At 71.1% G+C, this 15,800-nt stretch carries 9 protein-coding genes; 4 read left to right on the top strand and 5 right to left on the bottom strand.

The features are described 5' to 3' along the window. Window positions 1-151: 151 nt before the first annotated feature. The 3 genes from ACIOD2_RS32840 to ACIOD2_RS32830 are packed head-to-tail and all read right to left on the bottom strand — an operon-like array spanning window position 152 to window position 3,264. Window positions 152-1,726: an ABC transporter permease gene (locus tag ACIOD2_RS32840; RefSeq protein ID WP_400546883.1), complete on the bottom strand. Its 1,575-nt coding sequence runs from the start codon at window positions 1,724-1,726 to the stop codon at window positions 152-154. After that, window positions 1,723-2,631 (bottom strand): ATP-binding cassette domain-containing protein, encoded by a 909-nt coding sequence (locus ACIOD2_RS32835; RefSeq protein ID WP_400546880.1) that lies wholly within the window; start codon window positions 2,629-2,631, stop codon window positions 1,723-1,725. The genes ACIOD2_RS32840 and ACIOD2_RS32835 overlap by 4 nt, the downstream gene beginning before the upstream one ends. 6 nt (window positions 2,632-2,637) lie before the next feature. Further along, the gene (locus tag ACIOD2_RS32830; protein WP_400546877.1) at window positions 2,638-3,264 is read right to left on the bottom strand and encodes a TetR family transcriptional regulator; all 627 of its coding nucleotides are present in this window, start codon (window positions 3,262-3,264) and stop codon (window positions 2,638-2,640) included. A 405-nt stretch (window positions 3,265-3,669) separates the two neighbouring features. On the opposite strand from ACIOD2_RS32830, the gene ACIOD2_RS32825 reads away from it, so the two are divergent. Together ACIOD2_RS32825 and ACIOD2_RS32820 are read left to right on the top strand one after the other, a co-directional pair. After that, window positions 3,670-6,906, top strand: coding sequence for a S8 family serine peptidase (locus tag ACIOD2_RS32825; protein WP_400546874.1), 3,237 nt, complete (start codon window positions 3,670-3,672; stop codon window positions 6,904-6,906). A 184-nt stretch (window positions 6,907-7,090) separates the two neighbouring features. After that, window positions 7,091-8,488 carry a discoidin domain-containing protein gene (locus tag ACIOD2_RS32820; protein WP_400546871.1) on the top strand — a complete coding sequence of 466 codons (1,398 nt, stop codon included), beginning with the start codon at window positions 7,091-7,093 and terminating at the stop codon, window positions 8,486-8,488. 124 nt (window positions 8,489-8,612) lie between these two features. Here ACIOD2_RS32820 and ACIOD2_RS32815 read toward each other — a convergent pair whose 3' ends face one another. Further along, complete coding sequence (locus tag ACIOD2_RS32815) at window positions 8,613-9,776, bottom strand: ROK family protein (RefSeq protein WP_400546868.1); 1,164 nt, start codon at window positions 9,774-9,776, stop codon at window positions 8,613-8,615. Between the two features lie 98 nt (window positions 9,777-9,874). Between ACIOD2_RS32815 and xylA the strand changes: the two genes are divergently transcribed. Beyond that, window positions 9,875-11,023: a xylose isomerase gene (gene xylA, locus ACIOD2_RS32810; RefSeq protein ID WP_400546865.1), complete on the top strand. Its 1,149-nt coding sequence runs from the start codon at window positions 9,875-9,877 to the stop codon at window positions 11,021-11,023. Between the two features lie 104 nt (window positions 11,024-11,127). After that, window positions 11,128-11,859 (top strand): SDR family oxidoreductase, encoded by a 732-nt coding sequence (locus tag ACIOD2_RS32805; RefSeq protein WP_400546862.1) that lies wholly within the window; start codon window positions 11,128-11,130, stop codon window positions 11,857-11,859. Between the two features lie 59 nt (window positions 11,860-11,918). On the opposite strand, the gene ACIOD2_RS32800 is transcribed toward ACIOD2_RS32805, so the two are convergent. Further along, window positions 11,919-15,797, bottom strand: a complete 3,879-nt coding sequence (locus ACIOD2_RS32800; RefSeq protein ID WP_400546859.1) for a carbohydrate-binding protein — start codon at window positions 15,795-15,797, stop codon at window positions 11,919-11,921. Between the last annotated feature and the right edge of the window lie 3 nt (window positions 15,798-15,800).

The raw sequence follows: 15,800 nt of genomic DNA, 5'->3' as shown, positions 1-15,800 counted from the left end.
GCACTGGCAGCCGTCGCCCGCCGAAGGGTCAGGGCCGGTCCATGGGCGCCGCCTTCACAAGCCGCGCAGGGTTCGACTCCCTCGGTTGCCGCCGAAGTCCGTGAATGGCCCATTGAGAGACTTAGAGTCCCTCAATGGGCCATTCACGGCTTTAGCCCACTGGCATGTCGCGGCGGCGTAGGGCGGCCAGGCCGCCCACGGCTGCCGCGGCGGCGATGAGGATCAGCCAGAGCAGCGGGATCGCCGAGAAGGTGCCGCCCGGCAGGCGGGGCAGGTGCTGGAACGGCGAGATGCCGAGCACCACGTCGTTCCACTGCAGGGCGGTGCCGACCAGGGACAGCAGCAGGAACGCGCCCAGCAGGCCCCAGGCCGCCGCCGCGAAGCGGGGCAGGAAGCCGATCAGCGCCGCGGCCAGGCCCGCCAGGACCCAGACCGCGGGCAGCTGGGCCAGTGCCGCGGGGATCAGGCGCGCGCCGTCGCCGTAGGCCACGCCGGTCGCCAGGCCCGTCACCGCCAGGACGAACGCCGAGCCCAGCAGCGCGAACACCAGGTGCGCCGCCGCCCAGCCGATCCGGCCGACCGCCGTGGCCAGCACCGGTTCCGCCCGTCCGGCCGCCTCTTCGGCGCGCAGCTTCAGCGTCGCCTGCACCGCGTAACCCGCCGCGGCGAGGCCGAACAACGTCATCGTCCCGGCCAGGTACGCGTCCATCACCGCGCCACCGCCGCCGAGCCGTGCGAAGACGTCGGCGACGGCCTTGTTGTCCCGCACCATGTCCGCGACGTTCTGCGCGACCCCGCCCATCAGCAGCCCGACCAGCGCCAGGCACACGGTCCAGACCAGCAGCGTCCCCCGCTGCAGCCGCCAGGCCAGCGCCAGCGGCGAGCGCAGGGACGCCTTCGCCGCCGGACGGCCGAGACGCGCGGGCAGCAGGGCCGCACCGAGGTCACGCCGGGCCGACAGGAACACCGCGCCCACGACGAGCAGGCCCGTGCCGACGACGCCGAGGGCCAGCACCCACCACCGCTCCCCCGCGAACGGGCGCAGCCGGTGCGCCCAGCCGATCGGCGACAGCCACGCGAGCCAGCCCGCCGAGCCGCCGGTCGTCGTGCTGCTGTCGCCGGCCGCGCGCAACAGGAACGCCAGCACCAGCACGCCGATCCCGATGCCCCGCGCGCCGCTCGCGCCCCAGGTGAGCTGCGCGGCGACCGCGCCGACCCCGGCGAAGACCCAGCCCGTCAGGGTGAACCCGATGCCCAGCGCCAGCGCCCCGGCCACCGGAACCCCTTGTGCCGCCACGCCGAGGGCGACCAGCAGGCCGTAGACCAGGCACGCGGCGCACGCGGCGAGCACCGCGGCGAGGAGCCCGGCGTGCCGTCCGACGACGGTCGCGCCGGTCAGCTCCCGGCGGCCCGCCTCCTCCTCGGTCCGGGTGTGCCGGACGACCGTGAGCAGCGCGATCAGCCCGACGACGACCGGGACGAACCCGCACTGCCAGGTCAGCAGCTCACCGGCGGACGAGCCGTACAGCGGGCCGTTGCGGACCACGAACGTCGCGCTGGTGGCGTTGAGGTCGTAGAAGTGCTGCCGCGCCGCGGCATCCGGGTAAGCCGCCTTGATCGACGACAGGTAGCCCATCGGCGCGACCGCCAGGCAGACGATCCACAGCGGCATGAGCAGCCGGTCGCGGCGCAGCACCAGCCGCAGCAGCGACCAGGTGCCGGTCATCGCGCCGCTCCGACCGGCTCGTCGTGCTGGTAGTGACGCAGGAACAGCTCCTCGAGCGTCGGCGGGCGGCTCACCAGGTTGCGCAGCCCCGCGTCGGCCAGGTGCCGCATCACACCGTCCAAAGCGGACTGGTCGACCGAGAGGTGGACGTGCGAGCCGTACGTGCTCAGGTCGTGGATCCCGGGCAGGGACGCCAGATCCGCCGGCACCCGCTCGAGTGAGGCGTCGATGGTGACGCGGCCCAGGTGCCGCAGCTCGTCGAGCGTGCCGGACTCGACGGTCCGGCCGGCGCGGATGATCGTGACGCGGTCGCACAGCGCCTCGACCTCGGACAGGATGTGCGAGGACAGCAGCACGGTCCGGTCGCCGCGTTCGCGTTCCTCCTCGATCACCTGGCGGAAGACCTCTTCCATCAGCGGGTCGAGCCCGGACGTCGGCTCGTCGAGCACCAGCAGCTCCACATCGGACGCCAGCGCGGCGACCAGCGCGACCTTCTGCCGGTTGCCCTTGGAGTACGTCCGGCCCTTCTTGCGCGGGTCGAGGTCGAACCGCTCGATCAGCGCGTCCCGGCGCCCGGCGTCGAGCCCGCCGCGCAGCCGGCCGAGCAGGTCGATCACCTCGCCGCCGGTGAGGTTGGGCCAGAGCGTGACGTCGCCGGGCACGTACGCGAGGCGCTTGTGCAGCTCGGTCGCGTCGGTCCAGGGGTTCCCGCCGAGCAGGGTGGCGCGGCCGCCGTCGGCCCGCATCAGCCCCAGCAGGACGCGGATCGTGGTGGTCTTGCCGGCGCCGTTGGGTCCGAGGAACCCGTGCACCTCGCCGGTGTGGACGGTCAGGTCGAGCCCGTCGAGGGCCCGTGTCCGGCCGAACGCCTTGGTGAGGCCGTCGGCGGTGATCGCTTCGGCCATGCTCAGTCATTCCTTCCTGGGGTACTGGGCCAGCGCTGCGCGGGCCTTTTCGAGAACTTCGGGGGTGGCGAGCGGGCTGGTGAAGATGTGCCCGGCGGCGGCCATCATGCGGAGCATCGCCTCGTGGGTGCCCGGCTCCTCGCCGAGCGCCCGCGCGATGTGGTCCTGCAGGATCATCAGCCCGCCGGTCATGCCGGCGAGCGCGGCGGCGGCGGCCCGCGGGTCGGGCAGGTCGAGCCCGTGCTCGCGGAAGTACTGCTCGGTGCCGTCGACGATCTCGCGGAACTGCTCGGCGGCGGCGTCCGAGCCGTCGATCATGCCGCGGCCCATGTACCGCCGGAACAGCAGCTGGCGGGCGTCGAAGGTCGGGATGAACCCGGGGTTCGCGTGCCCCTTCTCCAGCATCTCCTCCTTGAAGCGCATCAGCTCGTCGAAGACGTGGGCGTCGCACGCCTTGCGCAGGCCGTCCTTGGAGCCGAAGTGGTGCCGGATCAGGCCGCCGGAGACGCCGGCGGCCTGCGCGATGTCCAGGATCGACGTCTTCTCCACGCCGCGTTCGGTGAACAGGCCGATGGCGGCGTCGCGGATCCGGGCCCGCGCGGTGAGGTCTTCGGGCGGCGGACGGTCGGTCATGGGCAACTCCCGGATGCGCAGGGGTCGAGCGGGCAGATCGTTATGTACGCACGCGGCTCGCCGCCCGGCCGTCGTACGCCCCGTCGACGGCGTGGCGCGGCCGGGGCCGGACGCCGCCGGCGCCGTCGTCGACGCCGGGCAACTCCGTCAGCCGGACGAGATCCCCCTGCTCAACGGCTTCCCCTCCTTCGAACTCCTATACGTGAATGTAGCGCGCTATACGCGCATATAGCAAGGGTGGACGAATGACCCCTGAGCGGAACATCCCGTTGCCGCCTAACCGGTGATCGCGTTAGGCCATTCGGCCCGCAACCAATTGCGGGTGATGGGCTAAGTGTCTTATTGCTGCGGATCATCCCGCGATGTGTACTGCTCGCAAGCATCACTTCACGAAGGGCTCACGCAGTGACACAGCTCAGATCCAGCTGGAGACGGCGGGCCGGGATCACCGTCCTCGCCACCGCTCTCGGCGCCTCCGTCCTCGGCATCGCCGTTCCGGTGGCGTCCGCCCAGCAGGCCCCGCTCACCGCCGGGACCGCCGACGACAGCAAGGCCCTCGACGCGCACGACCGCACGCTCGTCGCCGAGGCCGAGAAGGCCGGCAAGCCCGACGTGACCCTGCTGGTCGCGGCCGAGAAGGGCCAGACCGGCGCCGCCGTGAACGAGCTCAAGGCGCTCGGCGGGGTCGTCCAGTCGACCGACACCAAGCTCGACTACGTCAAGGTGAGCATCCCGACCGGCAACGCCGGCAAGGCCGCCAAGCTCAAGTCGGTGAACGCCGTCGACGTCGACGGTCTCATCGTGCGCGACGACCCGAAGCCCGACGGCGCGCAGGACCCGGCCCCGCAGCCCGCGCCGGGCAAGAACACCCCGCGCGTGAACCCCTACCTGCCGACCGGCGACACCTACGCGGCCCAGTTCGGCCAGGTCCTGCCCAACTGGGACGGCAAGGACACCACGGTCGCGGTGCTGGACTCCGGGGTCGACCTCGACACCCCCGCGCTGGCGAAGACCAGCCACGGCGAGCGCAAGATCGTCGACTGGTACAACGCCAACGCCACCAACTCCGGTGACGGCACCTGGGTCGCGCAGTCGACCCAGACCTACACCGGCACGTTCACCGCGAACGGCAAGACCTGGACGGCGCCGGCCACCGGCGGCCCGTACACGTTCGGCTCGTTCAGCGAGACCGCGGGCGACCTCGGTGCCGCCGACAGCGAGACCGGCGGTGACATCAACCGCGACGGCGACCGCGCCGACTCCTGGGGCGTGCTGCTCGACCCGGCGACCAAGCAGGTCCGCGTCGACCTCAACGGCAACGGTGACTTCACCGACGAGAAGCCGATGACCGACTACAAGACCAACTACGACGTCGGCTTCTTCGGCACCGACAACCCGGCGACCGACATCGCCGAGCGGATGGCCTTCGTCGTCCAGACCGACAAGCCGGGCTTCGTCGGCATCGGCATCGCCGGCGCCGAGCACGGCTCGCACGTCGCGGGCATCGCCACCGGCAACGACCTGTTCGGCGGCAAGATGGACGGCGCGGCCCCGGGCGCGAAGGTCCTGGCCGTCAAGGTCTGCCTCACCGGCGCGGCCTGCACCTCGAGCGGCCTGCTCGACGGCGTCGTCTACGCGGCCAGCCACGGCGCGGACGTCATCAACATCTCGATCGGCGGCCTGCCTTCGCTCAACGACGGCAACAACGCCCGCGCGGAGCTCTACAACCGCACGATCGCCGAGTACAACGTCCAGATCTTCATCTCGGCCGGCAACAGCGGCGCCGGGGCGAACACCGTCGGCGACCCGTCGGTGGCCACGGACGCGATCTCGGTGGGCTCCTACATCACCAAGGAGACCTGGCTCGCGGACTACGGCTCCAAGACCCAGGCGCCCGAGTCGATGCACCCGTTCTCCTCGCGCGGCCCGCGTGAAGACGGTGGCTTCAAGCCGGACATCATCGCGCCCGGCGCGGCGATCTCGACCACCCCGCGCTGGGAGGCGCCGGGCCCGGTCGCCGGCACGTACAGCCTGCCGGCCGGCTACGCGATGCTGCAGGGCACGTCGATGGCCTCGCCCCAGGCGACCGGTGCGGCCGCGCTGCTGGTGAGCGCGTACAAGGCGACGCACAACGGCCAGCGGCCGCCGGTCGCGCAGCTGCGCTCGGCGATCAAGTCGACCGCGCGGTTCGTGCCGGGCATCGACGCCTACGCCCAGGGCGCGGGCCTGTTCAACGTCCCCGCCGCGTTCGTCGCGCTGTCGCTCAACCCGAAGCCGGACGCCGTCTCGACGTCGGTCGAGGTCCACACGGTGCAGTCGAACCTGCTGGCGACGCCGAACACCGGCGTCGGCATCCACGACCGCGAGGGCGTGACCACGGGCAAGGCCTACACCCGGACGTACACGATCACGCGGACGTCGGGCTCGGCGAACCCGGCGCTCTACTTCGCGCGGTGGGTCGGCAACGACGGCACGTTCTCCTCGGCGGGCACCGTCGCGGTGCCGCTGAACAAGCCGGTGACCTTCCAGGTCAAGGTGAACCCGAAGAACGCCGGCGCGCACTCGGCGCTGCTGTACCTGGACAACCCGCTGACCATCGGCATCGACGTGCAGACCCTCAACACGGTCTTCGCGCCGCAGGAGTTCACCGCCGCCAAGGGTTACCAGGTCGACGTGTCCGGCAAGATCGCCCGCAACCAGGCGACCAGCTACTTCGTGAAGGTGCCGCAGGGCGCCAGCGCGCTGAAGGTGGACCTGGACGCCGGCGGCGGCGCCAAGGGCAAGGGCCAGGTCCGGTTCCTGCGCTACGACCCGACCGGCGTGCCGGCCGAGGCGAGCACGTCCACGACGTACTGCTACCTGCCCGACGCGGGTGCGGGCTGCCCCGGCGGCACGCCGACCAGCCGGACGTTCGCCAACCCGCAGCCGGGTGTCTGGGAGATCGTCGTCGAGGCGCGCCGGACGTCCGATGTGGACAGTGCGGCGTACAAGCTGAGCGCCTCGGTGCTCGGCACGACGATCACGCCGAACCCGGACACGATCGCGTCCGCCACGCTGAACACGCCGATCGCGCGGTCCTACACCGTGACGAACACCCTCGGCGCGTTCACCGGGCACCTGCTCGGCACCACGCTGGGCAGCGCGAAGGTCGCGCGGCCGACGATCGCCGAAGGCGCGCAGCAGCAGTACCAGATCTCGGTGACGCCGGGCTCGACGTCCCTGACGGCCACGATCGGCAAGACGTCCGACGTCGGCGCCGACCTCGACCTGGTGCTCTACAACTGCACCACGGGCACCTGCGTGCAGGCGGCCGTGAGTGCCGACGGTGACTCGGAGGAGTCGGTGACGGTCGCCAACCCGGCGGCCGGTGTCTGGGTCGCACTGGTCGACGGGTACGCGGTGCCGTCGGGCACCACGCAGTACGACTACGTCGACGTGTTCACCAACCCGGCGTTCGGTTCGGTCGCCCTGACCGACCCGGTCGCGGCACACGCCTCGGGCAGCTCGTGGACGGTGCCGGCGACGGTCACCGTCACCGCGCCCCCGGCGGCCGGGCGTGTCCTGCGCGGTCAGCTGACCGTGCAGACCGACACCGGTGTCACGGTCGGCAGCTCGCTGGTGCAGATCAACGCCGTGAGCTAGTTCCGTCCCGCTGAACGGAAACCGCCCCGGGTTCGCCCGGGGCGGTTTTCGCGTTCCGGGCGGCTTTCCTGGTGGTTCCGGGTGGGTTTCCGACGCAAGTTTGCGTATGTCGGTGGAAGTGTTGCGGGATTTCGCGTGGCGTCCGTATGGTCTGGAACACCCCGAATCCCCCGAGAGGGTCCCCATGCGACGGATTTCGACGTTCTTCGCCGCGCTCCTCCTGCTGGCGGCCACTTTGCCGGGAGTCGCGCACGCCGCGGCGCTCTCGACCCGGACCCACCTGTTCTACTACCCCTGGTACGGCAACAGTGGCGGCGCGTACCGCCACTGGGACCAGGGCGGCCACACACCGCCCGCCGACATCGGCGCGAACTTCTACCCGTCGCTCGGCCCGTACGACTCGGGCGACTTCTCGGGTGCGGTCGAGCAGCACATGCGGTGGATCGAGCAGTCCGGCGCCGGGGTGATCGTCTACAGCTGGTGGGGTCAGGGGTCCTATGAGGACGGTCTGGCCGCCGGCGTGCTCGAAGCCGCGGCACGGCACGGGATCAAGGTCGCCTGGCACCTCGAGCCCTACAGCGGGCGGACGGCTTCGTCCACAGTGGCCGACATCGGCTACCTGACCAGCCGTTACGGTTCAAGCCCCGCCTTCTACCGCGAGGGCGGCCGCGGCGCGTTCTACGTCTTCGAAAGCCTGCGCATCACCGACTGGACGGCACTGGACCAGGTGCGCTCGTCGGCGATCGTGCTGGCGCAGACGACGGACACGAGCAAGGTCGCGCACTTCGGCGGGATGTACACCTACGACGCGATCGCCGGCGCGACCGCACCGGGCTGGCGCGACGCGAGCGCCTACTGCGACGCGAACGGCCTGGTGTGGGCCCCGTCGGTCGGTCCCGGGTACAACGACGACCGCGCGGTGCCGGGCAACACGACCCCGACCCTCGGCCGCGACAACGGCGCCACCTACGACCGCGAATGGCAGAACGCGCTTTCCTCGAACGCCGACTGGGTTTCGGTGACGTCGTTCAACGAGTGGCACGAGGGCTCGATCATCGAGCCGGCCCGCTCGTCCCCGCCGTCGTCGGCGTACGAGACTTTCGCCGGTGCCTACGGGACTTCCGGTACGGCGTCGGAAACCGCCTACCTGGACCGGACGCGCTACTGGGCCTCGCAGCTCGGCGGTCCCCCACCGGCTTCGGTCAACCTCGCTTTCGGCAAGGCCGTCTCCGCGAGCGGCTCGCAGGGCGGGTTCCCACCGGGCAACGCGGTGGACGGAAACGCGGGCAGTTACTGGGAAAGCACGAACAACGCGTTCCCGCAGACGCTGACCGTGGATCTGGGTTCGGCCGTGACCGTGGGCCGGGTGGTGCTCAAACTGCCGCCGTCGTGGGGTACCCGGACCCAGACGATCTCGGTGAACGGCGGCGCCTCCGCCGGGTACGTCTTCGATCCGGCGGGCGGGGACTCGGTGACGATCACGGTTCCGCCGACGTCCCAGCGGTACCTGAAGCTCACCTTCACCGGCAACACGGGCTGGCCCGCGGGGCAGGTGTCCGAAGTGGAGGCCTACGCCTCCTGAACCCGCACCAGGAACGGCGCCGGATCGGCCAGCACGCGGTGCACGACCAGCCCGCCACGGCGACAGCCGGAACCGCCGCCGACCGGGAACAGCCCGGCAAGCACCAGCCGGCCGAAGTGGAGGCCTACGCCTCCTGAACCCGCACCAGGAACGGCGCCGGATCGGCCAGCACGCGGTGCACCACCCGGCCCGCCGCGCCGAGCGTCGCGGCGTCACCGCCCAGGCGTGACGCCGTGAGCACCGGCGGCGCGGCCCGGAGGCCGCCGAGGCGGGCGGTCAGGACGCCGGCCACCGGCTCGGCCAGCCACGGGTACAGCGGGGTGAACACGCCGCCGAGCACGATGCGGTCGAGGTCGAGCAGGTTCACCGCCGACGTCAGGGCGACGCCGAGGGCGCGGCCGGCCGCGGCGCAGGCGTCCAGCGCCACCTGGTCACCACGCTCGAGGCCGGCCAGCAGCTCGGCCACCGTCGACGTCCTTCCGGCCGCCAGCAACGCTTCCTGGCCGGCGTAGGTCTCCAGGCAGCCGCTCCCGCCGCAGCGGCACGCGGGGCCGTCCGGCGCCACGACGACGTGGCCCAGCTCGCCGGCCAGCCCCCGGGGCCCGGCGAACAGCTCGCCGTTGACGACCAGGCCCGCGCCGATGCCGACTTCGCCGGAGACGTACAGGAAGTCACGCTCGCCACCGCCGTACCAGAGCTCGCCGAGCGCGGCGAGGTTCGCTTCGTTGTCCAGCTCGACCGGGACGGGCAGGCGCAGCAGGTCGGCCGCGCGGACGTCTTGCCAGCCCAGGTTGGGGGCGCTGAACAGGACGCCGTCGCCGACCGGGCCGGACACCGCGAGCACCGCGCCCGCGAGGTCCAGCCCCAGGCGGCGCCCTTCGGTGATCGCCTCCTCGGCGAGGGCCTGCAGCTCGGCCAGGACCTTCTTCGGCCGGGAGCCGCGGTTGTCGCGGTCGCGGCGGGCGGCGAACCGGACCGCGCCGGTGAGATCGAGCACCCGGACGGCGAGGTAGTCGACGTTGATCTCGAGACCGAGGGAGGCGATCCGGGCGCCGCTGAGCACGACGTCCACGCCCGGCCGTCCCCGCTCACCCGCACGGGCTGGCCCGGTCTCGGCCAATAGCCCGGCGTCCACGAGATCGCCGACGAGCTTGGAGACAGTGGACTTGGTCAGCCCGGTCAGCTCGGCCAGCGCCGCCCTGGTCAGCGGGCCGTTGCGGCTGACCTCGCCCAGCACGACCTCGAGGTTGCGGGCCCGCATCGAGTCGTGCCGCACGGCCTGGGTCATCGTGTCCCTCCTGCCGAGCACTCTATCCGGGCTCTTGACGCCCGGGACCCCGCGGCGCACTATTTAGTCTACAACGTGAACTAAATGAAGGGACAGTCATGGACGACTACGCCCCCCAGGCGGCCGACAAGTTCACCTTCGGCCTCTGGACCGTGGGCTGGCCGGCGAACGACCCGTTCGGGGTCGCGACGCGGCCGGCGCTGGACCCGGTGGAGAGCGTGCACCGGCTGGCGGAGCTGGGTGCCTACGGGGTGACGTTCCACGACGACGACCTGCTGGCCACCGAACCCGACCGCGACAAGGCGATCGAGCGGTTCCGCAAGGCGCTCGCCGAGACCGGGCTCAAGGTGCCGATGGCGACGACGAACCTGTTCACCCACCCGGTGTTCAAGGACGGCGGCCTGACCAGCAACGACCGTGACGTCCGCCGGTACGCCCTGCGCAAGGTGCGGCGCAACATCGACCTGGCGGCCGAGCTGGGCGCGGAGACCTACGTCGTCTGGGGTGGCCGCGAGGGCGCCGAGTCCGACGGCGCGAAGGACGTCCGCGCGGCGCTGGACCGGTACAAGGAGGGCCTCGACGCGCTCGCGGAGTACGTCGTCGAGAAGGGCTACTCGCTGCGGTTCGCGCTCGAGCCGAAGCCGAACGAGCCGCGCGGCGACATCCTGCTGCCGACGATCGGGCACGCCCTGGGCTTCATCTCGCAGCTCGCGCGGCCGGAGCTGTTCGGGCTCAACCCGGAGGTCGGCCACGAGCAGATGGCCGGGCTGAACTTCGTGCACGGCATCTCGCAGGCGCTGTGGCAGGGCAAGCTGTTCCACATCGACCTCAACGGCCAGCACGGCCCGAAGTTCGACCAGGACCTGATCTTCGGCCACGGCGACGTGAAGAGCGCGTTCTTCCTGGTCGACCTGCTGGAGAACGGCGGCTACGAGGGCCCGCGCCACTTCGACTACAAGCCGCTGCGCACCGAGGACCCCGCGGACGTCTGGGTCTCGGCGGCCGCGAACATGCGGACGTACCTGATCCTCAAGGAGAAGTCCCGCAAGTTCCGCGCCGACCCGGAGGTCGTGGAGGCCCTGGCGGCGTCCCGCGTCCCGGAGCTGTCCACGCCGACGCTGTCCCCGGGCGAGACGCTGGACGACCTGCAGAAGGACGACTTCGACCTGGACGCGGCCGCGGCGCGTGGTTACCACTTCACGCACCTCAACCAGCTGGCCCTGGAGCACCTCCTCGGCGTCCGCTGAAAGCCGTGAGGGGCACCCTCAGGGACCTGGAGTCCCTGAGGGTGCCCCTCACGCGCGTCCGTTCGGCGGGCCCGGGAGGCCGGTGGGCTCACTAGGGTTTCCGCATGACAGTCGCCTTGGTCACCAACGTGACGCAGTACGCGGGTCCCGCCGACGCGACGGCGCTCGCCGCCGACGGGTTCACCGTGGCCTGCCACGACCGGACGTTCACCGACGCCGACGTGCGCGGCAAGTTCGCCGCCGACAACCCGGACCTGACGCCGATCGCCGAGCAGGAGCCCGAGGCGATGCTCGCCGCCGCGCGGGAGCACGGCCGGGTCGACGTCGTGCTGAGCAACGACTTCGTGCCGCCCGCCGCCGTCCAGAAGCCCTTCGACGGCGCACCGCTGAGCGACCTCGAGTTCCTGATGCGTGAGCTGGTCTACCGGCCGTTCGAGCTGATCCAGGCCGCGACCCCGGCGATGAAGGAGGCCCGGACCGGCCGGATCATCCTGGTGACGTCGGCGGCCGCCGTCCGGCCACTCGCCGCCGCCGTCCTCTACAGCGCGGCGCGCGCCGCGGCCACCACGATGACGACCGCAGCGGCCAAAGCATTGGGCGAGCACAACATCCAGCTCAACGCCATCGGCCCCAACTGGTTCGAGAACCCGACCTACTTCCCGCCCGGGCTCTGGGAATCCGACGCCGACCTGCGCGCGACCGTCGCCAAGGAGGTCCCGCTCCAGCGCCTGGGCCAGCAGGAGGAGATGGGTGCCTTGATCGCGTTCCTCGCCTCCGGCAAGTCCACCCGGGTGACGGGCCAGTTCTTCGGCTTCACCGGCGGCTGGCTCCCGTGAAATGCCGTGAAGGCCACATTGAGGGACTCTGAGTCCCCCAATGTGGCCTTCACGGACTTCTACGACACGGTCAGGGTGTCGATGTCGAACAGGGAACCCGCGCCGCCCCGGAAGACCAGGTGGAGCGGGCCGGTGCCGGACGAGACAGTCGTGGAGACCGTCTGGAACGTCTCCCAGCTGCCCGTGTTCGGTACCGTGACCGTACCCAGCAGGGTGCCGGTCGCCGAGCCCGCGCGGATCTCGATCGTGCCGCCCGCTCCCGCGGACGAGACGACCGCGCTGAACCGCGAGATCCCCGCCGTGCTCACCGACGCGTACCCGGCCCAGTCGCCGTTCTCGATGTAGCCCAGCGTCTGGCCGCCGCTCGCCGGAGCGTGGGCCGCGGCCTGCACGCCCGAACCCGACGTGAACGACTCACCCTCCACTGTGGATCCTGCCGAAACGCCGCAGTCCGCGGTGACGACCCCCGCGGCGTACCGGATCCCGCCGACCAGCTCCGTGCGGAAGGCGTTGTCCGAATAGGACTCGATCGTGTGGCCGAGACCGGTGTAGAACGCCCGGCCGCTGCCCTGCGGGTGGCACCACGTGATCGGGTGGTCGGCGCCCATCTCGCCGCCGGTGTAGCTGGACTCGTCCAGCGTCTGCAGGACGTGCACCTGACCGCGCGGGTTCGTGCGGTAGTTGTACAGCTCGTCCGTGCGGGTCCAGGCGGCCGGCAGGTGCGCCGTCGCCGGATGAGTGTTGTCCTCCGTAACGAACCGAGCCGCCTGGATCGCCGGGTGGCTCTTGAACCACGCGCCGACGAGCTGCCCGTACCACGGCCAGTCGTACTCGGTGTCGGCCGCGGCGTGGATGCCGAGGTACCCGCCGCCACCGTTCACATAGGACTCGAACGCCGCCTGCTGCGTAGCGTCCAGGACGTCACCGGTGGTCGACAGGAACACGACCGCCTTGTACGCGGCCAGCGACGAAGCCGTGAACACCGACGCGTCTTCGGTCGCCGTGACGCCGAATCCGTTGGCCGTGCCCAGTTCCTTGATCGCCTGGATCCCCGCCGGGATCGAGTCGTGCCGGAACCCGGCCGTCTTGGAGAACACCAGCACGTTGTACGCGGGATCCACCTGGGTCGGCATGCTGCCCAGGCTAAACGAATCCACGTCGAACAGGGAACCGGAACCACCGTGGAACACCAGGAACAACGGCCCGGAGCCACTTGACACCGACGTCGTGACGTTCTGGAAGACCTCCCAGTCGCCGGTCGACGGCACCGAAACCGTGCCCAGCAGCGTCCCCGTCGCCGAGCCCGCGCGCACCTCGATCGTGCCGCCGGCACCGGCCGAGGACACCCGCGCGGTGAACGTCCGCGCGCCCGACGTGCTCACCGAGGCGTACCCGGCCCAGTCGCCGTTCTCGATGTAGCCCAGGGTGTTGCCACCGCTCGCCGCCGCGTGCGGGGCGATCTGGACACCGGACCCGGACGTGAACGACTCGCCTTCGACCGCACCCGACTGGGCCGCGGTGGTGAAGGTGAACGCGTCGAGGTCGAACAGGTTGCCCTGCCCGGTGACGCCCTTGAACACCAGGTACAGCGTCGTCGACCCCGAAGGCCGGTTCGTGAGGTTCGCCGTCACGTCCTGGAACGTTTCCCAGCCACCCGTGTTCGCCACGGTCGCCGTGCCGAGCAGGGTGCCGGTCGGCGAGCCCGCGCGCACCTCCAGCGTGCCACCGGGACCACCCGAGGACACCCGTGCGCTGATCGACGCGGCGTTGCCCAGCGCGTACGGCGTGAACGAGATCCAGTCGCCGTTGTCGGTGTACCCGACCGTGCGACCGCCCTCCGCCGAACCGTGGTCGGCGAGCTGGATCCCGGACTGCGCCGAGAAGTGCTCACCCTGGCGGTGCCGCGGCTGCAGCTTGCGCACGCTGTGCGAGACCAGGCCGCCGTTGTCGGTGTACTGCGCGTCGAAGACGCCGAAGATGTTCGCCGCGGCGTCGTGCTCACCGTCCACCGGGACGGCGATCGAGCCACTGCACCCGGTCGCCTGCGTGATCTGGTGCTGGTGGCTGTCGTGGCCGAGGAGGTACGTGACCTTGACCTTCGAGCAGTCCAGCGCCCCGTCCTCCGGGTCGCTGCCGGTCACCTGGAACGGCACGGTGTCGCCGAAGGAGAACAGCTGGCCGTCGGCCGGCGTGGTCAGGTTCACCGTCGGCGCGGTGTTCCCGACCGTGACGACCAGGCTCGCGGTGCCGGTCAGGCCGGCCGGATCGGTCACCGTGAGACTCGGTGAGTACGTCCCGTTGGTCGTGTAGGTGTGCGCCGGGTTGGCGGCGGTCGACGTCTGGCCGTCGCCGAAGGTCCAGCGGTAGGTCAGGGCCCCGCCTTCGGGGTCGCTGCTGCCCGCGGACGAGAAGTTCACGGTCAGCGGGTTCGACCCGGACGTCTTGTCGGCCGCGGCCTTCGCGACCGGGTTGCGGTTCGTGCCCGCCAGGTACTCGACCCGGTAGAGTGCCTGGTTGTCGCTGCCGGTGCCGTAGTCGAGGACGTAGAGCGCGCCGTCGGGGCCGAACGCCATGTCCATGACCTGCGTGCCGGTCCACGGGAAGTTGTCGATCGTGCCGCGGCTGCCGTCGGCGTTGACGGTGACGGCTTTGATCCACTTGCGCCCGTACTCCCCCGCGAAGAACTTGCCGTCGAGGGACTGCGGGAACTTGACCGTGGACGTCGAAGCGGCGTCGTAGCGGTAGACCGGCCCGCCCATCGGCGACTCCGAACCGCTGCCGAACTCCGGCGGCGAGCCCTCGTCACCCGCGTACTTGATCCACGCGGCCTTCGGCACCGGCAGCTTGGCGAGCCCGGTGTTGCGGAACGACGAGTTCGTCGGGCCGCCGGCGCAGTCGTACTTCGCCCCGGACGGGCCGCTCGGGAAGGTGAAGTGGTTGTACGACTCGGTCGTCGTGTTCGAGCCGGTGCAGTACGGCCAGCCGAAGTTGCCCGCGCTCGTGATCCGGTCGAACTCGACCTGGCCCTGCGGCCCGCGGTTGGCGTCGGTGACACCGGCGTCCGGGCCGTAGTCGCCGAGGTAGACGACACCGGTCGCCTTGTCGACACTCATCCGGAACGGGTTGCGGAAGCCCATCGCGTAGATCTCCGGGCGGGTGCTCGCGGTGCCCGGCGCGAACAGGTTGCCCGACGGGATCGTGTACGTCCCGTCGGCCTGCGGGTGGATCCGCAGCAGCTTGCCGCGCAGGTCGTTCGTGTTGCCGGACGAGCGCTGCGCGTCGAACTGCGGGTTGCGCGTGGTCCGCTCGTCGATCGGCGAGTAGCTGTCGGAGGAGAACGGGTTCGTGTCGTCGCCGGTGGTCAGGTAGAGGTTGCCGGCGGCGTCGAAGTCGATGTCACCCCCGACGTGACAGCACTGGCCGCGGTCGTTCTGCACGGCCATGACGACCTTTTCGCTGGCCAGGTCGAGGGTGTTGTCCGTCTTGAGGACGAACCTCGACAGGTGCAGCTCGCCCTTGAACGGCGCGAAGTCGGCGGCGGTGCCGTCGGTCGGCGCGTCACCGTCCGGTGTGGACAGTCTCGGCGAGTAGTACAGCCAGACGTAGCGGTTCGTGGCGAAGCCGGGGTCGGCGGCGACACCCTGGAGGCCTTCCTCGTCGTGGGTGTAGACGTTCAGCTTGGCCGCGACGGAGGTCGCGCCGACCGCGGTGGTGACGCGGACGGTGCCGTCACGGGAGGTGTGCACGACCGAGCGGTCCGGGAGCACCGCGAGCGACATCGCCTCGCCGAGCTCGGCCGCGCCGGTGGCGAGGGCGACCTGCTGGTAGTCGGCGGCCGGGATGTCGGCTCTGGCGGGAGCGTCGATGGTGAGCAGGAGGCCGGCGCCCAGGAGCGCGGTGCCGAACAGCCTCGCCCACTTCGGTGGGGACGGAGACATGCG

Origin of the sequence: Amycolatopsis sp. NPDC088138 (genome assembly GCF_044741685.1) — a bacterium.
Taxonomy (GTDB): domain Bacteria; phylum Actinomycetota; class Actinomycetes; order Mycobacteriales; family Pseudonocardiaceae; genus Amycolatopsis.
This window is presented reverse-complemented; position numbering and strand designations above follow the sequence as displayed.